The 26071-nt window shown below is 64.3% G+C and carries 24 protein-coding genes; all 24 read right to left on the bottom strand.

Annotation, left to right across the window (positions count from 1 at the left end; translation table 11 throughout):
• Positions 1 to 128: 128 nt before the first annotated feature.
• The 24 genes from JHD73_RS02920 to JHD73_RS02805 all read right to left on the bottom strand — a co-directional run bounded on the left by JHD73_RS02920 (position 129) and on the right by JHD73_RS02805 (position 25925).
• Positions 129 to 548, bottom strand: coding sequence for a gamma-glutamylcyclotransferase (locus JHD73_RS02920; protein WP_199027600.1), 420 nt, complete (start codon positions 546 to 548; stop codon positions 129 to 131).
• The gene (gene rraA, locus JHD73_RS02915) at positions 545 to 1042 is read right to left on the bottom strand and encodes a ribonuclease E activity regulator RraA (protein ID WP_199027592.1); all 498 of its coding nucleotides are present in this window, start codon (positions 1040 to 1042) and stop codon (positions 545 to 547) included. Before rraA ends, JHD73_RS02920 begins: the two co-directional genes overlap by 4 nt.
• 36 nt (positions 1043 to 1078) lie before the next feature.
• Entirely contained in the window at positions 1079 to 2788 is a 1710-nt protein-coding gene (locus JHD73_RS02910) for a thiamine pyrophosphate-binding protein (RefSeq protein WP_199027590.1), read from the bottom strand.
• A gap of 84 nt (positions 2789 to 2872) precedes the next feature.
• On the bottom strand, positions 2873 to 4159 hold the full coding sequence (locus JHD73_RS02905; RefSeq protein WP_199027588.1) for a hypothetical protein: 1287 nt from the start codon (positions 4157 to 4159) through the stop codon (positions 2873 to 2875).
• 206 nt (positions 4160 to 4365) lie between these two features.
• On the bottom strand, positions 4366 to 5190 hold the full coding sequence (locus JHD73_RS02900; RefSeq protein WP_199027586.1) for a LytTR family DNA-binding domain-containing protein: 825 nt from the start codon (positions 5188 to 5190) through the stop codon (positions 4366 to 4368).
• Between the two features lie 3 nt (positions 5191 to 5193).
• Positions 5194 to 6447, bottom strand: coding sequence for a sensor histidine kinase (locus JHD73_RS02895; protein WP_199027584.1), 1254 nt, complete (start codon positions 6445 to 6447; stop codon positions 5194 to 5196).
• The gene (locus JHD73_RS02890; RefSeq protein WP_199027582.1) at positions 6447 to 6764 is read right to left on the bottom strand and encodes a 2TM domain-containing protein; all 318 of its coding nucleotides are present in this window, start codon (positions 6762 to 6764) and stop codon (positions 6447 to 6449) included. Before JHD73_RS02890 ends, JHD73_RS02895 begins: the two co-directional genes overlap by 1 nt.
• Positions 6765 to 6892: 128 nt before the next feature.
• A complete protein-coding gene (locus JHD73_RS02885; RefSeq protein WP_199027580.1) occupies positions 6893 to 7852 on the bottom strand; it encodes a CysB family HTH-type transcriptional regulator in 960 nt (319 codons plus the stop codon).
• A gap of 49 nt (positions 7853 to 7901) precedes the next feature.
• Positions 7902 to 9011: a sulfate/molybdate ABC transporter ATP-binding protein gene (locus tag JHD73_RS02880; RefSeq protein WP_199027578.1), complete on the bottom strand. Its 1110-nt coding sequence runs from the start codon at positions 9009 to 9011 to the stop codon at positions 7902 to 7904.
• Complete coding sequence (gene cysW / locus JHD73_RS02875; protein ID WP_199027576.1) at positions 9008 to 10000, bottom strand: sulfate ABC transporter permease subunit CysW; 993 nt, start codon at positions 9998 to 10000, stop codon at positions 9008 to 9010. The genes JHD73_RS02880 and cysW overlap by 4 nt, the downstream gene beginning before the upstream one ends.
• 1 nt (position 10001) lies before the next feature.
• Positions 10002 to 10925 carry a sulfate ABC transporter permease subunit CysT gene (gene cysT, locus JHD73_RS02870; RefSeq protein WP_199027574.1) on the bottom strand — a complete coding sequence of 308 codons (924 nt, stop codon included), beginning with the start codon at positions 10923 to 10925 and terminating at the stop codon, positions 10002 to 10004.
• A 119-nt stretch (positions 10926 to 11044) separates the two neighbouring features.
• Entirely contained in the window at positions 11045 to 11758 is a 714-nt protein-coding gene (locus tag JHD73_RS02865; RefSeq protein ID WP_199027573.1) for an alpha/beta hydrolase, read from the bottom strand.
• A gap of 44 nt (positions 11759 to 11802) precedes the next feature.
• Complete coding sequence (locus tag JHD73_RS02860; RefSeq protein WP_199027571.1) at positions 11803 to 12699, bottom strand: EAL domain-containing protein; 897 nt, start codon at positions 12697 to 12699, stop codon at positions 11803 to 11805.
• A 307-nt stretch (positions 12700 to 13006) separates the two neighbouring features.
• Positions 13007 to 13222 carry a molybdopterin-binding protein gene (locus tag JHD73_RS02855; protein ID WP_004626558.1) on the bottom strand — a complete coding sequence of 72 codons (216 nt, stop codon included), beginning with the start codon at positions 13220 to 13222 and terminating at the stop codon, positions 13007 to 13009.
• Positions 13223 to 13295: 73 nt separating this feature from the next.
• Positions 13296 to 14150 carry an ATP-binding cassette domain-containing protein gene (locus tag JHD73_RS02850; RefSeq protein ID WP_199027569.1) on the bottom strand — a complete coding sequence of 285 codons (855 nt, stop codon included), beginning with the start codon at positions 14148 to 14150 and terminating at the stop codon, positions 13296 to 13298.
• A gap of 10 nt (positions 14151 to 14160) precedes the next feature.
• Entirely contained in the window at positions 14161 to 14967 is an 807-nt protein-coding gene (gene ssuC, locus JHD73_RS02845; protein WP_199027567.1) for an aliphatic sulfonate ABC transporter permease SsuC, read from the bottom strand.
• A 10-nt stretch (positions 14968 to 14977) separates the two neighbouring features.
• Positions 14978 to 16141 (bottom strand): FMNH2-dependent alkanesulfonate monooxygenase, encoded by a 1164-nt coding sequence (ssuD, locus tag JHD73_RS02840; RefSeq protein ID WP_199027565.1) that lies wholly within the window; start codon positions 16139 to 16141, stop codon positions 14978 to 14980.
• 39 nt (positions 16142 to 16180) lie between these two features.
• Positions 16181 to 17203 carry an aliphatic sulfonate ABC transporter substrate-binding protein gene (locus tag JHD73_RS02835; protein ID WP_199027563.1) on the bottom strand — a complete coding sequence of 341 codons (1023 nt, stop codon included), beginning with the start codon at positions 17201 to 17203 and terminating at the stop codon, positions 16181 to 16183.
• A gap of 5 nt (positions 17204 to 17208) precedes the next feature.
• On the bottom strand, positions 17209 to 18207 hold the full coding sequence (locus JHD73_RS02830) for a sulfonate ABC transporter substrate-binding protein (protein ID WP_199027561.1): 999 nt from the start codon (positions 18205 to 18207) through the stop codon (positions 17209 to 17211).
• 105 nt (positions 18208 to 18312) lie between these two features.
• Positions 18313 to 18936 (bottom strand): NADPH-dependent FMN reductase, encoded by a 624-nt coding sequence (gene ssuE / locus JHD73_RS02825; RefSeq protein WP_199027559.1) that lies wholly within the window; start codon positions 18934 to 18936, stop codon positions 18313 to 18315.
• Positions 18937 to 18975: 39 nt separating this feature from the next.
• A complete protein-coding gene (locus tag JHD73_RS02820; RefSeq protein WP_199027557.1) occupies positions 18976 to 19983 on the bottom strand; it encodes a sulfate ABC transporter substrate-binding protein in 1008 nt (335 codons plus the stop codon).
• Positions 19984 to 20192: 209 nt separating this feature from the next.
• Positions 20193 to 21668, bottom strand: a complete 1476-nt coding sequence (locus tag JHD73_RS02815) for an efflux transporter outer membrane subunit (RefSeq protein ID WP_199027555.1) — start codon at positions 21666 to 21668, stop codon at positions 20193 to 20195.
• Complete coding sequence (locus tag JHD73_RS02810) at positions 21668 to 24784, bottom strand: efflux RND transporter permease subunit (protein ID WP_199027553.1); 3117 nt, start codon at positions 24782 to 24784, stop codon at positions 21668 to 21670. Before JHD73_RS02810 ends, JHD73_RS02815 begins: the two co-directional genes overlap by 1 nt.
• Positions 24777 to 25925, bottom strand: a complete 1149-nt coding sequence (locus tag JHD73_RS02805) for an efflux RND transporter periplasmic adaptor subunit (protein ID WP_199027551.1) — start codon at positions 25923 to 25925, stop codon at positions 24777 to 24779. Before JHD73_RS02805 ends, JHD73_RS02810 begins: the two co-directional genes overlap by 8 nt.
• Positions 25926 to 26071 lie beyond the last annotated feature (146 nt).

Genomic DNA, 26071 nt, shown 5'->3' with positions numbered 1-26071 from the left:
AGGCGTTTTTCTGCCGCCCCCCCCAGAGTTGCCTGACGTATGTCGCCCTGACCCGACCGATTTGTGTGAACAAAAGAAAAACGCCGCGAGCGCGGCGTTCTGACAACCCTGGTGAGAAGCGTGGAGCTTCAGCCGCGCGCCAGCCGATGCGCGACCCAGTCCCCGCCCGTAATAACGTGCCGCCCGGCAATGTGCGCCGGGCTGACTGGATAGACGATGCACTCGATGGGCTCGCTGCCCAGCATCACGGCGTGGTTCTCGCGCAGGAAGAGTGCGTCGCCACCTGGGTACACCTCTTCGATCTCGTCGAGCACCGGCACGAGCGCGGCATCGATGCGATAGACATCACCACGTACGGCTGTGCCGGTCGGGTCCAGCACCAGGCCTGGGTATGCGCCAAAGTCATACAGGCGACCGTGCAACATTGCGGTGCCCAACAACTCCGGCTCGGGAATGCCGCGATTGGCTGCGGCCACGCGCAGGTCATTGGCCTCGCCAGCGCGCAGTGTGCCGTAGACGAACACGTGAATGGCGTTGATCGGGCTCATACGAGTTTGTCCTGCGAAACCAGCACGCCGTCTTCATCGGCATAGATCCATTCACCGGACTGAATATAGGCGCCCGGCATCTGCACCCCCACCTCGCGCTGGCCGACGTTCTTCTTGATGCTCTTGCGCGGGTGCACTGCGAGCGCATGAATGCCGACGTTGCATTCGATCAACTCGCGCGTATCGCGCACGCAGCCGTTGAGCAGGATACCTTCCCACCCGTTCTCCTCGGCCAGCTTGCCGAGGTTGCCGCCCACCAGCGCGCAGCGCAACGAGCCCCCGCCATCGATCACGAGCACGCGCCCCGCACCCTGCTCTTCCAGCGCGGCACGCACCAGGCCGTTGTCTTCAAACACCTTGAGCGTGGAAGCCGGGCCGGCAAACGCGGCACGCTTGCCGAAGCTGCGGAACACCGGCGTGAGCACACGTAGGCTTCCGTAAACAAGTTTGTCTTCGTGCAGATCGCATAGATCAGTGACTGGGGTCATCGTCATGGCAGTGGCGAAGGGTTGAGCGTTGATAGAAGGAAATTAGCTGCGTGACTGTGCTCGCAGCGAATCGATGGTCGCACGCGGGCTGATGATGTTCGGATCGGTCTGCACCTCGATGATCGAGGCAACGGGGGCAACCAACGCAGCCTCAACGGCCGACTGGAAGCCCTCGAGCGAGCGTACCGTATGCCCCTCGGCGCCGTAGGCGCGGGCCAGTGCCGCAAAGTCGGGGTTGCGCAGCTCGGTGCCGCTCACGTGCTCAGGGTACTCGCGCTCCTGATGCATGCGAATGGTGCCGTACATGTTGTTGTTGACCACGATGAAGATGACCGGCGCGTTGTATTGCATGGCGGTGGCCAGTTCCTGGCCGTTCATCAGAAAGCAGCCATCGCCCGCCATGCAAATGACGGGGGTGTCGGGGCAGAGGATCTTGGCGGCCACAGCAGCCGGTGCGCCGTAGCCCATGGCCCCACTGGTCGGTGCCAGTTGCGTGCGCGAGCCCGAGGCCAGCGCGCCATACTGATAGAAGCGATGCAGCCACGTGGCGTAGTTGCCAGCACCGTTGGTCAGAATGCTGTTGTGCGGCAGGCGCTCACGCAGCCATTGCATTGCGCGGGCCATGTCGATGCCTTGCCCGGTGAACGGCGGCGGCACGATGTTGACAAGGTAGTCGGCATGGGCGGCTTCGGTCCAGGCGGACCAGCGTGGCGTGACGTCTGGCGAGATGCCTTCCAGCGCTTCAGCCATCGCGGGCATCGACGCATGGATCATCAGGTGTGCCTGATAAACGCGCCCCAGTTCTTCCGCGCCCGCATGTACGTGGATGAGCGTCTGCTTCGGGCGCGGCACGTCGAACAGCGTGTAGCCGGACGTTGTCATCTCACCCAGGCGCGGGCCGATGGCGAGCACCACATCAGCCTCTTTCACGCGTGCAGCGAGCTTCGGGTTGATGGCGATACCGACATCGCCCGCGTAATTCGGGTGGCGGTTGTCAAACAGATCCTGTCGACGAAACACGCAGCCGGCGGGCAGATTCCAGCGCGCGGCAAACGCCTGCATGCGGGCGGCGGCCTGCGGTGTCCAGCCAGAGCCGCCCAGCAGCAACAGCGGGCGCTCTGCGTTCTGTAGCAGCCCCTTCAGATGCGCGAGGTCATGCGGGCCGGGCCAGGCCATGGCGCGCGCTTTCGTCGCCACATCGGGCGGCACGTCGGCCACGGTGGCGACTTCGGTCAGCATGTCTTCGGGCAACGCCAGCACCACGGGGCCGGGCCGGCCTGCGGTGGCGGTTTGGAATGCGCGCGCGATGTATTCGGGGATGCGCTCCACGCTGTCGATCTGCGCAACCCACTTGGCCATCTGGCCGAACATGCGGCGGTAGTCGATTTCCTGAAACGCTTCGCGGTCGACAAAATCGCGGCCGACCTGGCCGATGAACAGAATCATCGGCGTGGAATCCTGAAACGCGGTGTGCACGCCGATGCTGGCGTTGGTGGCGCCGGGGCCCCGCGTACAGAAGACGATGCCGGGGCGACCGGTCAATTTGCCGTAGGCGTCGGCCATGTTGGCGGCGCCGCCTTCCTGCCGGCAGATGATGAAGCGCGCGCGGTCGCGGCGCTGATAGAAGCCCTCGAGCACCGACAGGTAGCTCTCACCGGGCACGCCAAAGGCGATGTCGACACCGTGGCCGACCAACGCATCGACGAGAATCTGCCCACCGTGACGGGGTTGGCCTACAACTGCTGTTTCCATGGCAGGTAGTCTCGCGCTTGATTCATTGACGACACAACGGATCATAGCGGAAGGCGATGCGAGCGCACCGCCCGATGCGCCAGCCTAGCGTGTTGCCGATGGAACAGCTGCGGGCGCCGGCTGGAGCCGAACTTTCTCCTCTGCACTGGCAGGAGCGGCCTCCGTGCGACTACCAACGCTTGCTGTCGTCGATCTCCTCCCGCTGCTACCGCTTTGATTTTCGGTCACCTGCTGGCTAGCAACAGGAACATCCGTGCTCTCCAACAGCATGTAGCGATAGGCAAACGTCACAGGCTCTTTGAACCGCGTATCGAGCGCCAACTGGGAGTCACTCGCGTATGAGATCGATGCCGTTGCACCTGGAAAATCCGGTGCGACCTGTTGGTCGATCGTAAATGCCTGCCGCAGTGCGTTGACCAACTCCGTCGTCGACTCCGACAGAGACTTGCCGTTCTGCACCAGAATCGGCCCCTGCGCCGCCGGGGCGCTGGCAGCAGGTGCACTGGCTCCGGCCGGGGCGCTGGCAGTTTTTACGGCCAACGCGGCTCCGTCACCACCCGTACCGCCGTTCTCAGTCGGCAAATCCACGCCAAACAACTTGCCGAGCGTCTTGGTCACAAGAGCACGGCGAGAATCCGTTGGCAACATCAGCGCGGCTTTCGCGCCGGCCTCAGTCCCTGCGGAAAACTCCATATCGACGCGAATGGCATACGCAGCAATCACCTCGCTGATCACGACCAGCGACGCCGATTTCGACTGACAGCCCTTGGCCAGTTCACGGGCGACGGCGACATTGTCTTGACTGTTGGCATTGCCGCTCTTGACCAATGCACGCAGGTCGTTTTGCGGCAACCCGTAGGAAATCGCCGCCGGCACAGACATGGAGACCGACTTCAACGACTGCGATGCAATGCCGAGGCTCGCCAGAAACGCACCACCTGGGACGGTCGCGCCAAACTGACCACCGGCCACCCGCACAGAACCCATGTCGGGCAAGGCCACCGCCATCTGCCGCACGTCGGCTGGTAGTACCGCGGGCGTGCTCGCCGCCAGGGCATGTGCTGCAGGCGTGCTGGCTGCCGCGGGCGTGCTGGCAGGTGCGGCCGCTTGGACACCCGATGCCGGATCAATCGGCCGTTGTGGCAACGTCACTGATTTTTTGTAGTTCTTATGCAGCGTCTCGCGAATATCCAGCCGGGCAATGAGCGTAGGCAACGCGTCTTTGGTCAACGCGTTGTTGACAGTGCCATCCAACGGGTTGTTGCAGATCGCATAGACATCGCCAACCTGAAAATCCTGCCGCGCTGGCCAAACCGCGATGTAGTTGTATTGCCGAACGGTCTTGACCCACTCCTCAGGCAACGTGGTCATGTCGTTACAGGCGCAAAGCAATGCGCCCCCAAGCACAGCTATGCGTCCCCAGCGCCTTCCGATTGCCATATCCCCCCCAATGCGGCACGTTGATCGCACCTGCGTTGACGAGCATTTAGACAATGGCACGCGAGGGCGTCAATCCCCACACCGGACGTAACTCTTTCGAGGCAAATCGAAAGCTGTGTGTCGGGCAACCGAAAGCACTACATCTGCCTGAACAGATGCGCGTACTGCCGAGCCACCGGCAGCGTCTCCGCCCGCCCGCGTATCTTCAGGCCCAATCGGCCGAGTGACAGGTGCACGGCGCTTGACACATGCGCCACGTTGACCACCGTGCCACGGTGCACCTGCCAGAAGTGCTCCGGATCCAGTTGGGCCAGCAACTCACGCAGGCTCATGCGGATGAGCGATTCACCGCTGCTGGCGACCACGTTGACGTACTTGTCGGTCGCTTCCAGATACAGCACATCATCCACTGGGATGAAGCGCACCTCTTGCCCGACCAGCGCCTTGATGAAGCGCAGATAGCCGCCCTGTGGCGTTACGCGCGTCTGCGCGGCACCTTGCAAGCCAGCAAGACGCTCGACGAGTTCTGCCAGCGTCTGTGCCGGGTCTGCGGCGCCGTTGCTGCTGGGGCGCACAGTCAGTCGATGCTTCAGGCGCTTGACCGTCTCGGCCAGGCGCTCGGTCTGTACGGGCTTGAGCACGTAGTCGACAGCGGCCTGCTCGAAGGCATCCAACGCAAACTGATCGTAGGCGGTGACGAACACCACCAGTGGGCGGTCCTCCCGATCCGACAGCTCACGCGCCACGTCGATGCCGGAGAGCCCCGGCATGCGGATGTCGAGAAAGACAACGTCCGGCCCCTGCCCGGCCTGCGTATCGTCAATCACGTCCAGCACGGATTGCCCGTCGTGCACAGCCGGCAGCAGCGTGGCCTCGGGCCACAGCGCAGCCAGTTCGGCGACCAGGTTATCGGCCAGCGCCGGTTCGTCGTCGGCGATGAGCAGGCGGGGGGAAGACGGCATCGATCAGGTTCCGGCGGGTGCGCGCGAAGACAGCGCTGGGTTGGCGGCGGGGCGTGAGGACTGGGAAAAACGGCAGCGCCATTCAGGTGCATTGGCCTGGGCGGGCGTGCCGGCTGTTTCGCGTGCAAGCGGCAACTCAACGATGATCGTCACGCCATGCGGCACGGTTTCAGTAATCGTCAGCCGCGCGTCACCATCAAACAGGCGCGCCAGCCGTTCACGCACATGCGTGAGGCCCAGCCCCGAGCCCTTGCCGCCATCGTTGCCGAAGCCGACGCCGGTATCGCGCACTTGCAGCACGAGATGCTCGCCATCGCGTCGGGCTGAGAGCGCAATCTCCCCGCCTTCGCGTGCCGGTTCAATGCCGTGCACGACGGCGTTCTCCACCAGCGGCTGGATCAACATGGGCGGAATGACGATGTTTGCGATGGCATCGTCCAGCGTCAGCGAAAACCGAAGGCGGTTGCCGAAACGCAGCGCCTGAATGTCGAGATACGCGCGGAGCAGCGCGAACTCCTGCGCCAGCGTGCATTGCTCCGCGCGGGCATGTGACAGCGACGTACGCAAGAAGCCAATCAGGTGCTGCAGCAAGCGCCGCGCGCCAACCGGATCCCGTGCGATCAGCACATCCACATGGGCGAGCACGTTGAACAGGAAATGCGGCTCGATCTGTGCCTGCAGCGCCATGAGCTGCGCACGCACGACCTGCTTCTCGGCCTCTTCGCGGTCCAGCGCATCGAGCGCGGCTTGACGCTCCAGCGCGACCAACTTGCCGCGCGACCAGTAGTAGTAGGTTGCCCCCAGCGCGGCCAGCATCGTGATGATGAAGCTCATGCGCAGACTATCGGCACGCCAGGGCATGGGGATCGGCGCATTCATGCAGAGAATCATGCGTGCCACCCATTGCCCGAACGGCACGCCAATCACCACCGCGCCGACCACAATCCACGGAAAGAACTTCTTGCTGGGCGGCCCATCGCCCCAAAACACGTGGCGCGGAATGCCAATCAATGTGAACACCGCCAGACCGATCGACTGGCTGAAAACAAAGTCCTGCCAGAACGTCTCTTCCGGGCGGATGCCGAACGCCAGCACCGTCGCGATCAACGTATTGATGACGATGATGACGGCGTAACGAATCAGCCAGCGCCGCACAAAGCGCAGGCAGTCGACAAGCGAAGGAAGCGACACATTGGCGAGCATGCGGGCGATCTTACCGGAGGGTTCTCCGGCGTTGAAGCTTGGGGTTTCCCGCATCACTGGCGGCCGGATTGCGATTGTCCGGCCTGCGCCTTCAAGCGGGCGAGCTCCTGATCGACCATGCGCTGGTAGCCATTGCCCATGCTCCAGGCCAGGCTCAGGCCGTGCGCGGCCAGCCCCACTCCCCAGCCCAGCAGCGGCCAGACGAACCAGAACTGCCCGCGTGAGAGCGCAATCGCCGCCAGCACGGCGTTCACCGCCAGGAACGACAGCAGGTGGATGCGGAACCCCATGCGTGCGCCGGCGCGGTGGCGGGCGCGGCGCAGCAGGGCATCGTCAGATTCAGGGGAGGCGTTGTAGGGGACGGCGGACATGGCGGTCTCTGGTGGAACCGAAGATGTCCGCAGTATAGGAATGACGCCTCGGCAGGCGCCATTGGCGTGTGACGAATGGCGGAATTGGAGGGGTGAACGGCTGCCACCCCGCGCCGCTGGTGTGGCGCCTACGCCGCCAGCGCCTCCCGCACGCCCTGCGTAACCACCGTAGAAGCCACTGCTTCCGCCACCGTCTCGCGCGACAAGTGCGGGGCGAACATGCCGATGAAGTCGTGCGCATAGCCGCGCAGGTACGCACCACGCCGCACCGCCACACGCGTGGTGTTCGGCTCGAACAGATGGTCGGCGCCAATGCAGACGAGGTTGTCGTCCTTGCGGCCGTCATACGCCATCGACGCGATGATGCCCACGCCCACATCCAGCGCGACGTAGGTCTTGATCACGTCCGCATCCATGGCCGTCAGCACGATCTCGGGGTGCAGGCCGGCGCCGGCAAATGCAGCATCGATGTTGCGGCGGCCCGTAAAGCCGGCGTCGTAGGTGATGAGCGGATACTGCGCCACATCTTCGAGCGTGGGCAGCGGATTCTTGGTCAGCGGATGGTCCGGGCTGACCACTAGCACGTGGCGCCAGCGGTAGGCCTCGAACGAGGTCAGCCCAGGCTCGTTGGCCACAGCCTCGGTGGCGATCCCGATGTCAGCCTGGCCCGTCAGCAGCAGTTCCACAATGTGCGAGGGCGACGCCTCCTGCAGCGCCAGCGTGACGTGCGGATACTCCTTGCGGAACGACTGCACCACCTTGGGCAAGGCATAGCGCGCCTGTGTGTGCGTGGTCGCCACGGTCAGACGGCCGGACTGGCGGCCGGAGAATTCCTCACCGGCCTGACGCAGGTTTTCGGCTTCGAGCAGCAGGCGCTCGACGATGCGGACGATCTCGCGGCCCGGCTCGGTCAGGCCGGTCAGGCGCTTGCCGTAGCGCTCGAAAATCTCCACGCCAAGCTCGTCCTCCAGCTCGCGGATCTGCCGCGACACGCCCGGCTGCGACGTATAGAGCGCGTTGGCGACTTCGGTCAGGTTGAACTGGCGGCGCACCGCCTCGCGGATGGAACGCAGTTGCTGAAAGTTCATGCTCGTGTCCTCTCGAATGGTTGTCGTCGGAGCGGCGAATTGGGTGGGGTTAAGCGGCGGCTTGCACGATGGGCTGTGCGCTGCCTTGGGCGAACACGCGAATGGCGCGCGGGCGCACCACCAGTGTTTCACCTTCGCGGAAGCCCTCGGCGCGGAAGCGCTCGATGGGCAAGGAGACTTCGATGACGTCGTCGGTGTCTTCGCGCTCCAGCTCCAGCTGTGCGACAGCGCCCAGCGTGAGCGCGCGACGCAGCGTCACCGGAATGCCCTCTGCGCCGGGCGCATAGCGCTCCAGATCGATCTCGTGCGGGCGGACAAACGCAACGGCTTGATCGGCACGAGAGGAATCGACACCGCCCGACGGCACCGTGATGGACGAATCGCCTACGTGCAGCACGCTGCCGCCCTCGCCTTCTTCCAGGCGGCCGTGGAACAGGTTCACGTTGCCGAGGAAGCCGTAGACGAACGGCGTGGCCGGTGTGTTGTAGACCGCATCGGGGCTACCGACCTGCTCCACCTGGCCGCGGTTCATCAGCACCACGTTGTCGGCCACTTCCAGCGCCTCTTCCTGATCGTGCGTGACGAACAGGCTGGTGACATGCAGATCGTCGTGCAGGCGGCGCAGCCAGCGGCGCAGCTCCTTGCGCACCTTGGCATCGAGCGCGCCGAACGGCTCGTCGAGCAACAGCACGCGCGGCTCCACAGCCAGTGCACGTGCCAACGCGATGCGCTGACGCTGCCCGCCCGACAGTTGCGGCGGGTAGCGATCGGCCAGCCAGTCCAGTTGCACCAGCTCCAGCAGCTCTTTCACCTTCGCACGGATTTGCGCCTCGCCGGGCCGCTGCGAACGCGGTTTCACGCGCAGGCCGAAGGCCACGTTCTCGAACACCGTCATGTGCTTGAACAGCGCGTAGTGCTGGAACACGAAGCCCACCTGACGCTCGCGCACATGCTGATCCGATGCATCTTCACCGTTCAGATGGATGCTGCCCGAATCTGCATGTTCCAGCCCCGCGATAATGCGCAGCAGCGTAGTCTTGCCGCAGCCCGACGGGCCCAGCAGCGCGGTCAGTTCGCCTTGCTTGAAATCGAGCGAGACATCGTTGAGGGCAATGAAATTGCCAAAGCGCTTGGTGATGTGTTGAACCTGGATGCTCATGCTGCGCTCCCTTCGAGCGGAGATTGCACGGAGACGTGCGGGTGCGGAATCTGCGAAATGGATGTCTGTTGTTGTGCGGCGCGATGCCCCGGGCCTTCGCCCACGCCGGCATCTGCGTCGGCCAGTTCGCGGCGGCTGCGCCATTCGACCAGTGTCTTGAGGCCGAGCGTCACCAGTGCCAGCAGCGTCAGCAGCGAGGCCACGGCAAACGCCGCCGCGAAGTTGTATTCGTTGTAGAGGATCTCGACGTGCAACGGCATCGTGTTGGTCAGCCCGCGAATGTGGCCCGACACCACCGACACCGCGCCAAACTCGCCCATCGCCCGTGCATTGCAGAGGATCACGCCGTACAACAGACCCCACTTGATGTTAGGCAGCGTCACACGAAAGAACGTCTGCCAGCCCGACGCACCCAGCACGATGGCGGCCTCTTCTTCTTCGCTGCCCTGCGCCTGCATGAGCGGAATCAACTCACGCGCCACAAACGGGAAAGTGACGAACACGGTGGCCAGCACGATGCCCGGTACGGCAAAGATGACCTTGAAGTCGTGGTCAGACAGGTACGGCCCGAACCAGCCTTGCGCGCCGAACAGCAGCACATAGATCAGACCAGCGATGACGGGCGATACCGAGAACGGCAGGTCGATCAGCGTGAGCAGTACGTTCTTGCCACGGAACTCGAACTTGGCAATGGCCCATGCCGCCGCCACGCCAAACACGACGTTGAGCGGCACGGCAATCGCCGCGACCGTCAGCGTCAGATAAATCGCCGACAGCGCATCGGGTTCGATCAGCGCGTCGAGATAGACGTCCACACCTTTCTTGAACGCCTCGTAGAACACGCTCGCCAGCGGCACGAACAGGAACAGCGCAAGAAACACGAACGACACGAGGATCAGCGTCGCACGCACCCAGGCGGATTCCGCCGTGGCACCACGCCGTGCGGCAGCCGGTGCCGGGCCTTGTTGACGGGAAACAGTACCGGCCATGTCAGGCTCCTGCCGCGCTGGTGGCGCCTGCGGTGTTCAAGGTTTCGGGGGCACGCTCGATGGTGTCATTGCGGTTGCCGCGGCGGCGCGTCCAGGCTTGCAGCAGGTTGATCACCAGCAGCAGCGTGAACGAGATGCCGAGCATGACGACGGCGATGGCCGTAGCGCCCGCATAGTCGAACTGTTCGAGCTTGGAATAGATCATCAGCGGCGTGATCTCGGAGATCATCGGCATGTTGCCGGCGATAAAGATGACCGAGCCGTATTCCCCCGTGGCGCGGGCGAAGGCCAGTGCAAAACCGGTCAGCAGTGCAGGCAGCAAGGTCGGCAGGATCACCCGCGTGAAAGTCTGCCAGCGCGTGGCGCCCAGGCTGGCGGCAGCCTCTTCCAACTCGGTCTCCAGATCTTCGAGCACCGGCTGCACCGTGCGCACCACAAACGGCAGCCCGATGAACGTGAGCGCCACCACGATGCCCAGCGGCGTGAATGCCACCTTCAGCCCCAGCGGCTCCAGGCGCGAGCCGATCCAGCCATTCGGCGCATACAGCGCGGTGAGCGCGATGCCCGCCACCGCAGTCGGCAGCGCAAACGGCAGGTCGACCAGGGCATCAATCACCCGCTTGCCCGGAAAGCGATAGCGCACCAGCACCCATGCCACGATCAGCCCGAACACGAGGTTGACCACCGCCGCAATCAACGACGCGCCGAAGGTCAGCTTGTACGAGGCTACGACACGCGGCGCGGTGACTGTCGTCCAGAACGCATCCCACGTCATGGTGAACGTCTTGAGGACGGTCGCCGACAGCGGGATCAGGACGATCAGCGCGAGGTACAGCAGCGAAAAGCCCAGCGCCAGCCCGAAACCGGGGAGCACGTTGGCGGGCTTACGCCGCTTTGAGAGGGACAACGCAGAAGACAGGCTCATCAGCGCAACCGATAAAAATGGCCGCAGAGCAAAAACACTGCGGCCGATATGCAGATGAACCCATTGTGGCGAACTGTTCTTATGACGAAAACGAATATTTGCGCATGTACATCATCGTTTTAGATATAAGGAGTGCTCGGTAAGACATCCCACTGGGCTTGCCAGTCTGCACCGTCGCGGGTGGTGTCTTGTGCACATGCCCGGCCGATCAGGCGATCGAGCAATGCAAGGCCAGCCTCCCATTCACCCAGGTTGGAATCAGCATTGATGTGGCCGGCCGCCCCGGCATCGACCAACTCGACGCCCCAGCGCGAGCCCCAGTCGACCGCGTAGCAATGCGGCATCCACGGGTCGTTGCGGCTGGCAACGAGCACGGCGGGAAACGGCAAGGTACGCTGCGGCAGCAGATCGCGCACACCAAACTTGTCCGGATCCGCCGGCGCAACGAGCAGGATGCCGGCGATCGAATCGCGCGCCTCACGTGCCTCGTGCGCCTGGGTGGCCCAATGAATCGACGCCAGGCAGCCGAAGCTATGCGCCACAAGAATCACCCGGCGCTTCTGGCGAGATGTCGCACGCTCGGCCAACGTAGCGCGCACCGTTTCACCCACGCGCGCAGACCAGCGCGGCAGCTCGGGGGTCGACCAATCCGTCTGTTCGACGCGGCGCCATTCTGGAAAGCGCGCCTCCCAGCGTGTCTGCCAGTGTCCTGGGCCGCTGCCATGCAGACCGGGCACCGTGACGATCGCCACATCGGCCGGCCAGTGCCAATCGCGCGTCGCGCGTTTGCCCGGCGAGGTATCGGGCGAAGTTGCCAATGCGCTGCGTGCCATGAAACCTTCCTTGGGGCCGCCTGCCGGGTGACCCGGCGAGGCCGCTATTCAATGAGAGAAAAACCCGCGCATTGCTGCTGCACCAGCGGCGCCTGCGCCATCGGTGCGCGCGCGGATGTCGCCAGCACCAAGGGCTCGGGCGCAGCCACAGGCTCCGGCTCGGCGCCGGGCAACACGCTGCCCTGCACGTGGGTGATACCGGCAGCACGCGCCAGTTCCAGGTCGCTCGGGCGCTCGCAGCGGCGCAAGGTCAGCGTGACACCCAGCTCGCGCGCCGAATCGGCCAGCGACACCACGTGCCGCGTCACCCAATTGCGCCGCGCATCGAGCTTCAGATACGCGGGCTTGGCATGCACGAGCAACGCGCCCGCTTCCGCCGGGTCCGAAGCCTGCACCGCCACGGCAAAGCCATTGCGCCGGTAGTTGTCCACCACGAACAGCAGCAGGCCCAGATCGTCATTGGCCGTGGATGGCACCTGGATGACGAACTGCTCCGGCGACAGCCCCAGCGCCGTCACTGCACGATGGAACGCCTTGCCGTGGTCCGCTGCCACCGCTGCCAGCAAGCGGCCGTGCACGTTCACGACCAGCCGCCGCGCATCGGTACGGGCAAAGTAGTTGAGCGTATGCACCAGTCGGCACAGGCGATCGAGTTCCACCAGCGTGCTGTCATCCGACGCCAGCGAGAACAGCTTCCACGGGTTCAGACCCAGATCGCCGTCGCGCGTCCACGTGCGCATGAGCGCTTCGTGGCCGGCGAGCGCCAGCGTGCCGTCAGCGGCAAGCTGCCAGACCGGTTCAAACAGGCTGGTGAGCGAGCTGTGGAAGAACTGGCCCTGCACGCGGCCGCTGGCGTCGCGCCACAGCTGGCGGTCCGGCGTCGGCGCGCTCGGCAGGGTACCGAGAAATTGTGCGAGTGCGGTGGTGTGCATGAGACTCATGGGATGGGGCTCCTTGTGTGGGTCGCCGTCTCCTCCCCCAAGAGCCTGTTCGGCCCTTAAACGGGAGTGCGAAGCTATCCAAAAAGTCGCAGGGCAAGGCGTGGCGAGCGCGGTGTGGCCTGCCACATAAGCGAGCCACAACGCGGCCATGCGGCTTTTTGGATAGCTTCCCGGAGGGTTCGTCTCAAAAAGGCCCGCGTGGGGCGTTGCGGCCCTTGCCCTTAGAAGACTAAGGGCGGCGGCCCGCGCCTACCACGCAAACCTTTTTGAGACGAACGCATCTCCCGTTTAAGGGCCGAACAGGCTCTTACAGCTTGGCGATCGACACTTCTGTCGCCTTCACTAGGGCAACCACTTCACTGCCGATCTTGAGGCCGAGACTGTCGACCGAGCGCGTGGTGATGACCGAAGTGACGATGCCGGCCGGGGTCTCCACGTCGATCTCCGAGAGCACGTCGCCCCGGATGATCTCCTTGATCTGCCCGCGAAACTGGTTGCGTACGTTAATCGCTTGAATGCTCATGATGATGATCCTTATTAGATGACAACGGCACTACGTGCCAATGAATGTTTTCAGGAGAACCGGTTTCGCTTGCTTACACCGCCCAGCGCACCGCTGTGGCCGATACATCAAAGGGTGATGCCCACGCCGTGTGCGAACGCACATCGGTCACTTCATTCGGGTCGATCTTGCGCTGCATCACACGGTTGAGAATGGCCTCTTCCAGCCGTGCAAATGCGGGCGAACCCCGGTGGCGCGGGCGCGGCAGATCGATGCGTTCGTCCAGCGCGATGCGGCCGTCTTCGATCAGCACCACACGGTCTGCCAGCGCCACCGCCTCGGCCACGTCGTGCGTGACCAACACCGCGGTAAAGCCCAGGCGCTGCCACAGGCCCTCGATCAGGTTCTGCATGTCGATGCGGGTGAGCGCATCGAGCGCGCCCAGCGGCTCGTCGAGCAGCAGCAGGCGTGGGCGGTGCACCAGTGCGCGGGCCAGGGCCACACGCTGGCGTTGCCCACCCGACAGTCGTGCCGGCCACTCGCCAGCACGCTCGGCCAGGCCTACCTGCGCGAGCACCTCGGCAGCCTGTGCACGTTGCGCTTTCGGCACGCCCAGTGCCACGTTGTCGAGCACCTTCTTCCATGGCAGCAGGCGTGCATCCTGAAACATCACACGCGCATCGTCGTGCAAGCCGCCTTCCGTTTCGCCGTCGCGGCGCAGGTGGCCGTCATCAATGCCTTCCAGCCCGGCAATCAGCCGCAGCAGCGTGCTCTTGCCGCAGCCGCTGCGCCCGACGATAACGACAAACTCGCCCGGCGTGATCTCCAGATCGATGCCGTGCAGCACTTCACGATCGCCGTAGCGTTTGACGACGTGTTCGATATGTAGCGCAGTGCCGTGGTGCTCTACGCGTTCCAGCTCTGCCTGTTCGGTCGCGTTGCTTTGCATGGGGTTCTCCTCAGGCCACGACCTGATAACCGGGGTGCCAGCGCAGCCAGAAGCGCTCCAACGCCCGTGACAACAAATCAGCCAGCTTGCCCAGCAGCGCGTAGAGCAGGATGCCGAGCAGCACCACGTCGGTCTGCAGAAACTCGCGCGCATTCATCGTCATGTAGCCGATGCCGGCTTGCGCGGACACCGTTTCCGCCACGATCAGCGTCACCCACATCAGCCCCAGCGAGAACCGCACACCCACTAGGATCTGCGGCAGCGCGCCGGGCAGGATGACCTCGCGATAGAGCTGCGCGCGCGACAGGCCGTAGCTGCGCGCCATCTCCACCAACGCCGGATCGACCGATCGGATGCCGTGATACGTGTTCAGGTAGATCGGGAAGAACACACCCAGCGACACCAGGAACAGCTTGGCCGACTCATCAATGCCGAACCACAGGATCACCAGAGGAATCAGCGCCAGCACGGGGATGTTGCGGACCATCTGCAGCGTGGTGTCGAGCAGTGTCTCGGCGGTGCGGAAGGTGCCGGTCAGCAGCCCCAGCGCCAACCCGAGCGAACCGCCAATCGCAAAGCCCAGCAGCGCGCGCCACGTGCTCACAGCCACGTGCGTCCACAGCTCGCCCGACCGCGCCAGTGCAATGGCGGATTTAGCCACGTCCAGCGGCGCCGGCAGGATGCGGTTCGACAGCCAACCCCATTGCGCCGACGCCTGCCACAACACCAGCAGCAGAAGCGGCACGATCCACGGCGCCAGACGCTGGCGCGCTGCGCGCACGAAGGCGTTGGCTTTCGTTGTCGATTTGGATGCCATACCCACCCCTTCAGCTTGCCGCCACGCGCGGCACGATGCCGGTGGCGATCACCTCGCCAAACGGCCCGTTCAGCACGTTGCCCGGCAGCTTGTCGCGCACCGAGCGCGGCAGCAGCGGGAACACCAGTTCGGCAAAGCGGTATGCCTCTTCCAGATGCGGATAGCCGGAGAGCACGAACGTGTCGATACCCAGGTCAGCGTATTCCTTCATGCGGGCGGCCACGGTTTCCGGATCGCCCACCAGTGCGGTGCCTGCACCACCGCGCACCAGGCCCACGCCGGCCCACAGGTTCGGGCTGATCTCCAGATCGGCGCGGGTGCGTTTGACGCCGTTGGCGTGCAGGGCGGCCATGCGCTGCTGGCCGGCCGAATCCATCTTGCGGAAGGCCTCCTGCGCGCGAGCAACGGTGTCGTCATCCAGCTTGCTGATGAGCTTGTCGGCTGCTGCCCACGCTTCCTCTTCGGTCTCGCGCACGATCACGTGCAGGCGGATGCCGAAGCGCACCGTGCGGCCATGCTTGGCGGCACGCTTGCGCACGTCGGCCAGCTTCTCGGCCACGGCGGCAGGCGGTTCGCCCCAGGTGAGATAGGTGTCGACCTGCTCGGCCGCCAGTTCATGCGCGGCTTCCGACGAGCCACCGAAGTACACCGGCGGATGTGGCCGCTGCACTGGTGGGTACAGCACCTTGGCACCCTTCACGCTGAGGTGCTTGCCGGTGTAGTCCAGCGCCGCGCCCTCATGGCTCGCAGCCAGCGTCTCGCGCCAGATGCGGATGAATTCTTCCGAGGCTTCGTAACGTTCCGCGTGATTGAGAAACAGCCCATCGCCCTCCAACTCGGCCGGGTCACCGCCAGTGACCAGGTTCACCAGCAGGCGACCTTGCGAGAGGCGGTCGTACGTAGCAGCCATGCGTGCAGCCAGCGTCGGTGCCATCAGCCCTGGGCGCACTGCCACCAGAAAGCGCAGGCGCTTCGTCACCGGAATCAGGCTGGCCGCAACGATCCACGGGTCTTCGCACGAGCGCCCCGTAGGGATCAGCACGCCCTCGTAGCCCAGCGTGTCGGCAGCCACGGCCACCTGCTGCAGATAGGTGTGATCCACCTGGCGTGCACCTTCGGCGGTACCGAGGTAGCGGCTGTCGCCGTGGGTGGGGATGAACCAGAAGACTTGCATGACGACTCCTTGGAATGTGTTCTGCTCTGTGCAGCGCAGTTATGCGCGAGCGATGGCCAGTTGCGCTGGTGTCGGATGCCAGACGATTTCCACCGGCTTGACCGCACGCGGAATCAGCCCGAGCCCCTGGAAGGCATCGGCCACGCGCTGCTGCTCGGCAATTGCCTCGGGCGTGACCGGGCGCACCGGTGACGGCGGCCGGCGCGAGAGGAACAGATGCACCGTCGCCAGCGAGAGGCCCGAGAAATCGGCAATGCGCTGCGCCGCCTCCTTGCGGTTCTCCTGTACGAGGCGGTCTGCACGCGAGAGCTCGGCAAAGATGGCGGCAAGCGTGTCGCCATGCCGTTCGGTAAAGGCCGTCGGCGCAAAGTAGAACGAGTTGTTGGACGACAGCCCGCGCCCCGTGGCCAGCACGCGCGGCTTGATGGCCAGTTCTGTGGCGGCGTAGTACGGGTCCCAGATGCCCCAGGCATCCACCGCACCGCGCTCGAAGGCGGCACGCGCATCGGCAGGCGTCAGATACACGGGCTGGATGTCGGCAAAGGTCAGCCCGCCCTTCTGCAGCCCGCGCACGATCAGGAAATGCGCGCTGGAGCCCTTCTGCAGCGCCACACGCTTGCCCTTCAAATCGGCCAGCGTCTTGAGCGGCGAGCCCTGCGGCACGAGGATGGCCGAGCTGTCCGGCTTGGGCGGCTCCACGCCTACGTAGCGCAAGTCCTTGCCAGCCGCCTGCGCGAACACGGGCGGCGTATCGCCGGTGATGGCCAGATCCAGGCTGCCGGCGGACAACGCTTCCAGCTGTTGCGGCCCAGCCGGAAACTCCAGCCAGCTCACCTTCGTGTCAGGAAAGCGCTGCTCCAGCGCGCGGGTTTCCTTGACGATGACGAGGTTGACCGCACTCTTCTGAAAGCCGATACGCAACTGTGCAGGCGGCGTGATCTTCGGCAGATTCGCGGGTGCGCCCGTCGTGTTTGCAGCATGGGCTACCGAACCGAGCGCAGCCAGCGATACACCAGCCGCAGAGGCTGTCAGCAAGCGGCGGCGTTGAATATCAATGGTCATGGCGATCAGCGTGCGGCTTGCTGCGTGGCGGGCTGCGGGTTCCAGGCGGAGTCCGCCACCTTCACCGGACGCGGGATCAGCTTGAGCACGTGGAAGGTATCGGCAATACGTTGCTGATCGGCCAGCGCTTCGGCACCGACAGGCTGGATGCCGTAAGCAATGCGCGAAACCGAGCGGGCCACCACGGCAGGCTCCAGGCCCAGTTGCGGACCGAGAATGGTCGTCACGTCCTTCGGGTTGGCCGCTGCCCACGAGTCGGTCTTCTTCAACTCATCGAGCACGATGTTCAGCACATCGGGCCGCGCAGTCGCGTAGCCCTTTGACGCCAGGAAGTACTGCGAGTTGTTGACCACGCCCGTGCCGTCGGCCAGCACGCGTGCGCCAAGTTGATGCTCGGCAGCAGCAAAGAACGGGTCCCAGATCACCCAGGCATCAACGGCGCCACGCTCAAAGGCGGCACGCGCATCTGCGGGCGTCAGGTAGACGGGCTGGATGTCGCTGTAGGGCACGTTGGCCTTCTCCAGCAGCTTGACCAGCAGGTAATGCACGTTCGAGCCCTTGTTGAAGGCGACGCGCTTGCCTTTCAGGTCTGCCACGCTCTTGAGCGGCGAATTCTTCGGCACGATGATCGCCTCGCCTGCCGGTGCGGGCGGCTGGTTGCCGACGTAGACGAGATGCGCGCCGGCAGCCAGCGCGAAGATCGTCGGCGCTTCACCAGTGGTGCCGAAGTCGATGGCGCCCACGTTCAGACCTTCGAGCAACTGCGGGCCAGCGGGAAACTCGGTCCACTTCACTTCGATGCCTTGCGCAGCGAGGCGCTTTTCCAGCGTGCCGCGCGCCTTGAGCACCGTCAGCGTGCCGTATTTCTGATAGCCGATGCGGAGTTGCTTTGCAGCCGTCGGTGGCGGTGCATCGCTGTTGGCAAATGCGGCGGGGGCGCCCAACGTGGCGAGCAGCGTGGCGGCGATGGTCAGGGTCCTGCGCAGGGGCGAATGATTCTTCATGGCTTGGTCGATACAGGATGGTGGGGCGGCACGATCCGCGCGCAGGCGCTGCGCGGCATGACAACAACGGAAAACGTCGAGAGCGAGCGACGCGCGTTCAGCGCATCAGGCCAGACATCGCATTCGTTCCGCGCCGGCGGTCTGGAACGTGGCGCGCACCGCGCTGCGGCTGGAGACGATCACCTGCGCAACAGCGGGATGCCGTGCCAGCGCAAGCGCCTGGTGCACACGCTCCACACCGTCATCGAGACGCTGTTGCAGTTGTGGGTCAACCACCACGCCATCGTCGGCCACGACGATCTGCGAATCGACCGCAAAGATGCCGGGCAGGATCGAACGCGCCGCGAGTGCCGTCAGCACCGGGCGCAGCGCATAGTCAATCGCCAGCGTGTGGGCGAGGCTGCCGCCGGTGGCGATCGGCAGCACGACCTTGTCGCGCAGCCCGCTCTGCGGCAGCAGATCAAGAAACGTTTTGAGCAGGCCGCTGTAGGCCGCCTTGTAGACCGGCGTGGCGAGAATCACCACAGCAGCCCCCTCCACCCGCGCCACCGCATCGGCAATGGCGGGGTTGGAGACCTGCGCGCCCAGCAGCGCATCGGCTGGCAGGCCGCGCAGGTCCAGGTGGTCCGCCGACTCGCCAGCGCGCTCAAGCTGTGCACGCACGTGGCCCAGCAGGCGCGCAGACCGCGATTGCGCCGAAGGGCTGCCGGAGATGGTCAGGATGCTCATGATGCGGATCGCCTGGAGTCGTTACACGTTGCGTGGGTTTTACTTGCCCGGTTGATAGAGCTGGTCAAACTGACCACCATCAGCAAAGTGCGTCTTCTGCGCCTTCTGCCAGCCGCCGAACGTATCGTCGATGGTCACCAGCTTCACCTTCGGGAATTCGCTCTCGTGCTTCTTGGCCACGGCCGGGTCGGTCGGGCGATAGAAATTCTTCGCGCCAATCTCCTGCCCTTGCGGCGTGTACAGGAACTTGAGGTACGCCTCCGCGGCCTTGCGTGTGCCCTTCTTGTCGGCCACCTTGTCCACCACCGCCACCGGCGGCTCCGCCAGGATGGAGATCGACGGCACCACCACGTCAAATTTGTCCTTGCCCTCTACGCGCGAGGCCAGCAGTGCTTCGTCTTCCCACGCGATCAGCACATCGCCAATCCCGCGTTCCGTGAAGGTGGTCGTTGCACCACGTGCGCCCGAATCCAGCACCGGCACGTTCTTGTAGAGTTTCTGCACGAAGTCGCGGGCCGCTCCGTCCGAACCGCCCGGCTGCTTGAGCGCATAGGCCCAGGCGGCAAGGTAGTTCCAGCGTGCGCCGCCCGAGGTCTTCGGGTTGGGCGTGATGACGGCAATGCCCGGCTTGACGAGGTCGTTCCAGTCCTTGATGCCCTTCGGGTTGCCCTTGCGCACCAGGAACACGATGGTGGACGTGTACGGCGAGGCATTGTTCGGCAGACGCTTCTGCCAGTCCTTGGCGGTCAGGCCGCGCTCGGCAATGGCGTCGATGTCGTAGCCAAGCGCCAGTGTCACCACGTCGGCTTCCAGGCCATCGATGACCGAGCGTGCCTGCTTGCCCGAACCACCGTGCGAGGCACGCAGGGTGATGTCTTCACCTGTTTCGGCCTTCCATTTCTTGGCGAATTCGGTGTTGATCTCTTTGTACAGTTCGCGCGTCGGGTCATACGACACGTTCAGCAGCGTCGTTGCCGCGTGCGCACCTACAGTTCCCCCCGCCACGATGGCAGCCGCGATGGTGTTGAAGACAAACTTGCGAATCATCTTGCTGGCTCCGTTTCTTACGTCTTATGGATTTGGATAGGAGCAAGACTACCGAGCGGGCCTTGTACGGGGAACGAATGGTTTCAGGGAATGTTCATCGTTTTTTGCATAAGAGAGACCGACGCACTGCCTCGCTAGAAAGAAAACACCCTGCGAGGGTGGCCCGCTCGCAGGGTGAGGATCGCGCTCTTCTTTCTTGATGGCGTAGCTTAACTGCTGCCTGCGACTTGCTCTTCACGCGCCCACCAGCCACCGCCCAGCGCCTGCAGCAGCGCCACGGAATCGACAAACCGGTCCGCGCGGGCTTGCGCAACGCTCACCAGGGCTTGCTGATACGCCTGCTCCGCCTGCAAGACGGCGGGCGAGCCGACCATGCCGGCTGCCAGTTGGCGCTGCGCCATATTCAGGCTCTTGCGAGCGGCCAGTTCGGCCTTGTGTGCGCTTTGCAGGGAGCGCGCATCGGCTTGGATGGCGTGCAGCGTATCTGCCACGTTCTGGAACGCCGTCAGTACCGTACTGCGGTATTGCGCGGCTGCCTGGTCATACAGGGCCTCTGCGGCACGTTGTTGGTGCATCAGGCCGCCGCCATGGAAAATCGGCACCGCCAAGCCAGCCGAGAGATTCCACAGGCCCGTACCGCTGGAGAACAGCATGCGCAACAACTCCTCCGAGCTGCCGACGTTGCCGGTCAAGGTCACGCTGGGCAGGCGTGCTGCAATCGCCACGCCAATGTCCGCACTGGCCGCATGCAGTTGCGCCTGTGCCGCCCGAATGTCGGGCCGCTGCTCAACCAGTTGAGACGGCAGGCTCAGCGGCAGTTCAGCCGGCAAATGCAATGCGTCCAACTCGAACCGCTGCGTGATCTCGTCGCTCGGGTAGCGGCCAGCCAACACGGTGATGAGGTTGCGCTGCTGCGCCAGTTGCTTCTCAAGCGGGGGCAAGCTGGCCTCCATCTGCGCGAGCGCGGCTTCCTGCGCAGCCACGTCGGCGCCGCCCAGCAGCCCTGCGCGCTGTTGCTTGCGGGTGGCTTCCAGCAACTGGTTGGCGACCTTCACGGCCTCCTGCGTCGCCCTGACCTGCGCACGCAGCGCTGCCTCCTGGATGGCTGCGTTGACCACGCTGGAAGTCAGCGTCAGGTAGGCGGCTTCGTACTCGAAGCGCACCGCCTCCGTCTGGGCTGCGGTCGACTCAACCTGCCGCCGGACCCCACCGAACACGTCGGGCATGTAGGACACCACGAGCTGCGACGTATGTAGCGAATAGAGATCCGCGTTGGACTTGAGCGGGCTGGCGATCGCCTTGGCATTCCGCGTGCGTGACGAGTTGTGCGAACCATCTAGCGTTGGGAAAAAGTCGGCCCGCTGCGCCGCCAGGTTTTCCTGGGCGGCACGCAGTGCGGCCTTGGCCGACTGCAGGTCGGGGTTCGCCTTGAGGGCCTCTTCCACCAGCGTATTCAATGCGTCGGAGCCGAACAGCGTCCACCACTTGGCCGAGACGGCCTGCCCCTGGTTCAGGCGCTGGGGCTGCCCGTCCTGCGTCGGTGTCGCTACGGTGGTCGCCGGTTGATTGGCCGTGTATCCGGGCACATCCGGAGCCGCCGGGCGCTTGAAGTCTGGCCCCACGGCACAACCCGCGGCAGTCACCAACAGCACGACGCTGGCGGCAATACATGTCATGCGGCGCATTACGATTCCCCCTCCGTTGCAACATAGGCGACCGGGCCTTCCGGACGCTTGCGTCGGGCGGCTCGCTCTTCAATCAGGTAATACAGTGCGGGCAACAACACCAGCGTGAGCACGGTTGCGCTGGTCAGACCGCCCACCACCACGGTGGCCAGCGGCCGCTGCACATCGCTGCCAAGACCGTGTGCCAACGCTGCGGGAATCAAACCCAGCGCGGCCACGGTTGCCGTCATCAGCACCGGGCGCGTGCGCTCACGCGCGCCGCCCACCACGGCGTCTTTCAGGCTGAGGCCGGGCTGCTTTCTCCAGCGGTTCAGGTTGGAGACCATGATGATGGCGTTGAGCACCGCCACCCCAAACAGGGCGATGAAGCCCACCGCAGACGACACGTTCAGCGTCATGCCGCGCAAATGCAACGCCACCAGCCCGCCCAGCGTGGCCAACGGCACCGCGCACAGAATCAACGCAGGCTGGCGCAGGTTCTTGAACTCGGCAAACAGCAGCACGAACATCAGCGCCAGCACCATCGGCAGAATCAGTGCCAGGCGGGCTTGCGCACGCTGCTGGTTCTCAAACTGGCCGCCCCACGCAATCTGGTTGCGCGTGTGGTCGTACTGAATCTCCTGGTCGATGCGCTGTTTGGCTTCCTCCAGGAACGAGGCGAGATCGCGCCCACGCAAGTTCAGCCGCACGGTCAAGTGGCGTTTGTTCATCTCACGCGTGATGGTGGTTTCCCCTTCGGCAAAGCCCACCTTGGCGATCTGCGCCAGGGCAATGTGTGCGCCGCTGGCGGTGGTCAGCGTCAGGTTTCCGATGGATTCTGGGTTGTTGCGCGAGGTGCCGACAAAGCGTGCGGCCACGTCGTAGCTGCGGTCTTCCACGAACACCTTCGTGACCGGGCTGCCGCCAATGCCGGTCTGGATCAGGTCCATCACATCGGCAATGTTGATGCCCAGGCGGGCAGCCGCTGCGCGGTCCACATCGATACGCACCTGCGGCAGCGGCGGTTCCTGATCGATGATCACGTCCTGCGCACCGGGCACGGTCTTGAGCAGTCGCTCGATCGACGCGGTCAACTGCCGGGTCTGCGCAAAGTCGTTGCCGTAGACCTTGACCACCAGATCGCTGTGCGCACCGGCCAGCTTGTCGAGCACGCCATCGATCATCGGCTGCGAGAAGCCCACCTGAATGCCGGGCAACTGTTGAAAGCGCTCGGCCATCTTGGCAATCAACTGCTGCTTGTCGCGGCCGGTCTTCCATTCGCTGTACGGATGCAGCGTCACCGCGCTTTCAATGTGCGACGGCGAGAACGGGTCCGTCCCCTCATCATTGCGGCCGACCTGCGTGACGATGTGCTCGACTTCCGGAAACTCCAGTGCAGCCTCGCGCAGCTTGCCGGCCATCTCCGATGCCTTGTCCAGCGAAATGCCGGGAGGCAGCGTCACCTGCAGCCAGATCGAGCCCTCATCCAGATAGGGCAGGAAATCCCGCCCGATGGACGCACCCAGAATCACCACCCCCGCCAGCGTGGCCACAGCCAGGCCAATCATGGCGCGCGACTTGCCGACCACCCGGTTGAGCAACCCCTCATAACGCGGCGTCAGCCACTGCAACACCGGGTTGTGGAACATCTTGGCCGGCTTGCGATACGCCCAGTACGCCAGGCCAGGCACCAGCAACAGCGCCACCAGCAGCGCGCCAAACAACGCAAACCCCACCGCAAACGCCATCGGCGAAAACAGCTTGTACTCAATGCGCTGGAAGGCAAACAGCGGCAGGTAGGCCACGATAATGACCACCATGCCAAAGAAGATCGGGCGCGTGACCTGACGCGCGGCGGCCATGATGTCAGCGCCGTCCAGCTCGCGCCCTTCCTCTTCTTCACGCTTGCGCAGGATGTTTTCCATCATCACGATCGCACCGTCGACGATGATGCCGAAGTCGATCGCACCCAGCGACAGCAGGTTGGCCGGAATCTTGAAGTGGTGCATCAGGATGAACGCGGCCAACAGCGAAAACGGAATCGTCACCGCCACGATCAGCGCCGCACGCGGGCTGCCCAGGAACAGCAGCAGCACCAGCGACACCAGCACCATGCCCTCGATCAAGGTCTTGCCGACGGTGTGGACGGTGGCCTCCACCAGCTTGCTGCGGTCGATATACGCCACTACCTTTACGTCCTTCGGCAGGATGTGCTCGTTGAGGTCGCGCACGGCCTCGTGCACTCCTTTCATGACGACGGACGGGTTCTGGCCGCGCAGCAGCAGCGTGATGCCCTGGATCGTGTCGGGATTGCCGTCCCGGCCGAGAATGCCGTTGCGCTCATGGTGACCGAGCACGACCTGGCCGATGTCCTTGATCAAGACCGGCACACCGCCCTTCTGGCTCACGACAACGTTGCCGAGATCATCCAAGTTGCGGATCAATCCGACGCCGCGCACCACCAGGCCCTGCTCCCCGCGTTGCATGATGCTGCCGCCCGCGTTGGCGTTGTTGGCCTGGATGGCCTGCGAGATCTGGCTCAATGACACGTTGTACTTGGTCATCTTGGCCGGATCGAATTCGAGCATGAACTGCGTGGTCAGGCCGCCAAAGTTGGCCACATCCACCACGCCGGCCACCTGCTTCAGGCGCGGGATGACTTTCCAGAACTGCAGCTCCGACAGCTCACGCAGATCGCGTGTCTTGGATTCGAGCGTGTAGCGGTAGATCTCGCCAATGGGCGAGGTCAGCGGGTCCATGCCCGGCTTGGCACCATAGGGCAGATCGACACCGTTGATGCTCTCCTGCAGGCGCTGGCGCGACCAATAGTCTTCCGCGCCATCCTGAAACACCACGGTAATCAGCGACAGCCCGAACGTGCTCTTGGAGCGCATCACATGCATGCCGGGCGTGCCCATGATGGCGCGCTCCAGCGGAATGGTGATCTGCTGCTCGACCTCTTCCGCCGCCAAGCCATTGACCTGCGTCACGACCTGCGAGCTGGTGTCGGCAATATCGGGATAGGCTTCAAGCGGCAACTGCTTCCACGAGTACCAGCCGTATAGCGCGGCCATCAGGAAGACCAGCACGACAATGCCGCGCCGGTTGAAGCATAGCGTGACCAGACGTTCAATCATTGAGCAGCACTCCGTCCTTGGTCACCACGCGCTCACCGGCCTTCAGGCCCGAGAGGATCTCGATCTTGTCGCCAACCTGTGCCCCCGTCTTGACCACGCGTGCCTGGAACTGCCACGGCGCCACCTCGACAAACGTGCGCGTGTTGAAGCCCGACTGCACCAGCGCCGACATCGGCACGATCACGCCGGTATGCGGCTGGCCCTGCAGCGTGGCCTGCGCAAACATGCCGGGCTTCAGGTGCCCGTCCTTGTTGTCGAATGCCATGCGCACCTTCACAGTGCGCGTGTCGGGGTCGAGCATTTCGCCCACGTAGCGCACCTTGGCCGCCAGCGGTTCGGCGTAGGCATCGAGCTTGACGGCAGCCGCTTGGCCAACGCAGACCTTGGACAGATCCTTCTCCTGCACGTTGGCCGTGACGAACACGCGGGACAGATCCGCCACCGTCATCACCGACGCGTTGCTGTCGTTCCAGTACCCGCCGGTGGCACCATTGAGCTCGACAACGCGGCCAGAGATGGGCGAGCGCACCGACAGAATGTGCCCGCCGGACACCTTGGCCCCACCACCCTTGGCACCGAGCTGTGCCAGCTTGTTGTTGGCGCGCTCGGCCTCGCTCATGGCCTGTGCATAGTCGTTCTGTGCCTGCTCAAGATCGCGTCGGGGCGTAATGTCGGCCTTGTCCAGGTCAGCCAGGCGATCCAGATTCTTCTTGGCCAGCACAAGCGCCGCTTGCGCCTTGGCCGCGGTGCTGGTCGCCTCGGCCAGGTCTGCCGAGTCGAGCGTGAACAGCACGTCGCCAGCCTTGACCTCATCCCCCAACTGCTTGTTCAGACTCACGATGCGGCCCGACAGCGGCGGCAACACCTTGACGAGCTTGCCCGGGTCGGCCTCCACCGAGGCCGGCAGCACGAACGCCGCAGAAACGGCGTCTTCCGACGCGGCCGCCACCACCAGCGAGCGGCGCAGCGGCGAGGCCTCCGGAATCACGATGCGGTCATCCTGATGCTGAACGGCGACCACCGCCTGAGCACTGGGCTCCTTGGCATGCAGGGACAGCGCGCCCCACAGGCAAGCGCCCGCCACGGCTAACGTGATGGCGCTATAGAGAAGTCGTTTGGAAGAAGTCGAGGAGGCTTGCATGGCGTGCTCCAATACATGCGTGTTGATGTTCTGCGCATCCGCTCCATGAGGACGCGGTCGCCATGCTACGCAACGATGTTGCAGCGCAACCTGAATTCTTCTTCAGGAACATCAACCGGTCGCATTGCTAGAATCCCGCCGTCCTG

The sequence above is a fragment of the Ralstonia sp. ASV6 genome, assembly GCF_016429285.1.
In the GTDB taxonomy this organism is placed as follows: Bacteria; Pseudomonadota; Gammaproteobacteria; order Burkholderiales; family Burkholderiaceae; genus Ralstonia; species Ralstonia flaminis.
The sequence above is the reverse complement of the archived record's forward strand: the minus strand, read 5'-3'. Positions and strand labels throughout refer to the sequence as shown.

What these genes read in the sequence shown, in the direction of transcription:
- JHD73_RS02920 (WP_199027600.1), bottom strand. Translation starts at nt 548, where the DNA reads ATGAGCCCGATCAACGCCATTCACGTGTTCGTCTACGGCACACTGCGC.
- rraA (WP_199027592.1), bottom strand. Translation starts at nt 1,042, where the DNA reads ATGACGATGACCCCAGTCACTGATCTATGCGATCTGCACGAAGACAAA.
- JHD73_RS02910 (WP_199027590.1), bottom strand. Translation starts at nt 2,788, where the DNA reads ATGGAAACAGCAGTTGTAGGCCAACCCCGTCACGGTGGGCAGATTCTC.
- JHD73_RS02905 (WP_199027588.1), bottom strand. Translation starts at nt 4,159, where the DNA reads ATGACCACGTTGCCTGAGGAGTGGGTCAAGACCGTTCGGCAATACAAC.
- JHD73_RS02900 (WP_199027586.1), bottom strand. Translation starts at nt 5,190, where the DNA reads ATGCCGTCTTCCCCCCGCCTGCTCATCGCCGACGACGAACCGGCGCTG.
- JHD73_RS02895 (WP_199027584.1), bottom strand. Translation starts at nt 6,447, where the DNA reads ATGCGGGAAACCCCAAGCTTCAACGCCGGAGAACCCTCCGGTAAGATC.
- JHD73_RS02890 (WP_199027582.1), bottom strand. Translation starts at nt 6,764, where the DNA reads ATGTCCGCCGTCCCCTACAACGCCTCCCCTGAATCTGACGATGCCCTG.
- JHD73_RS02885 (WP_199027580.1), bottom strand. Translation starts at nt 7,852, where the DNA reads ATGAACTTTCAGCAACTGCGTTCCATCCGCGAGGCGGTGCGCCGCCAG.
- JHD73_RS02880 (WP_199027578.1), bottom strand. Translation starts at nt 9,011, where the DNA reads ATGAGCATCCAGGTTCAACACATCACCAAGCGCTTTGGCAATTTCATT.
- cysW (WP_199027576.1), bottom strand. Translation starts at nt 10,000, where the DNA reads ATGGCCGGTACTGTTTCCCGTCAACAAGGCCCGGCACCGGCTGCCGCA.
- cysT (WP_199027574.1), bottom strand. Translation starts at nt 10,925, where the DNA reads ATGAGCCTGTCTTCTGCGTTGTCCCTCTCAAAGCGGCGTAAGCCCGCC.
- JHD73_RS02865 (WP_199027573.1), bottom strand. Translation starts at nt 11,758, where the DNA reads ATGGCACGCAGCGCATTGGCAACTTCGCCCGATACCTCGCCGGGCAAA.
- JHD73_RS02860 (WP_199027571.1), bottom strand. Translation starts at nt 12,699, where the DNA reads ATGAGTCTCATGCACACCACCGCACTCGCACAATTTCTCGGTACCCTG.
- JHD73_RS02855 (WP_004626558.1), bottom strand. Translation starts at nt 13,222, where the DNA reads ATGAGCATTCAAGCGATTAACGTACGCAACCAGTTTCGCGGGCAGATC.
- JHD73_RS02850 (WP_199027569.1), bottom strand. Translation starts at nt 14,150, where the DNA reads ATGCAAAGCAACGCGACCGAACAGGCAGAGCTGGAACGCGTAGAGCAC.
- ssuC (WP_199027567.1), bottom strand. Translation starts at nt 14,967, where the DNA reads ATGGCATCCAAATCGACAACGAAAGCCAACGCCTTCGTGCGCGCAGCG.
- ssuD (WP_199027565.1), bottom strand. Translation starts at nt 16,141, where the DNA reads ATGCAAGTCTTCTGGTTCATCCCCACCCACGGCGACAGCCGCTACCTC.
- JHD73_RS02835 (WP_199027563.1), bottom strand. Translation starts at nt 17,203, where the DNA reads ATGACCATTGATATTCAACGCCGCCGCTTGCTGACAGCCTCTGCGGCT.
- JHD73_RS02830 (WP_199027561.1), bottom strand. Translation starts at nt 18,207, where the DNA reads ATGAAGAATCATTCGCCCCTGCGCAGGACCCTGACCATCGCCGCCACG.
- ssuE (WP_199027559.1), bottom strand. Translation starts at nt 18,936, where the DNA reads ATGAGCATCCTGACCATCTCCGGCAGCCCTTCGGCGCAATCGCGGTCT.
- JHD73_RS02820 (WP_199027557.1), bottom strand. Translation starts at nt 19,983, where the DNA reads ATGATTCGCAAGTTTGTCTTCAACACCATCGCGGCTGCCATCGTGGCG.
- JHD73_RS02815 (WP_199027555.1), bottom strand. Translation starts at nt 21,668, where the DNA reads ATGCGCCGCATGACATGTATTGCCGCCAGCGTCGTGCTGTTGGTGACT.
- JHD73_RS02810 (WP_199027553.1), bottom strand. Translation starts at nt 24,784, where the DNA reads ATGATTGAACGTCTGGTCACGCTATGCTTCAACCGGCGCGGCATTGTC.
- JHD73_RS02805 (WP_199027551.1), bottom strand. Translation starts at nt 25,925, where the DNA reads ATGCAAGCCTCCTCGACTTCTTCCAAACGACTTCTCTATAGCGCCATC.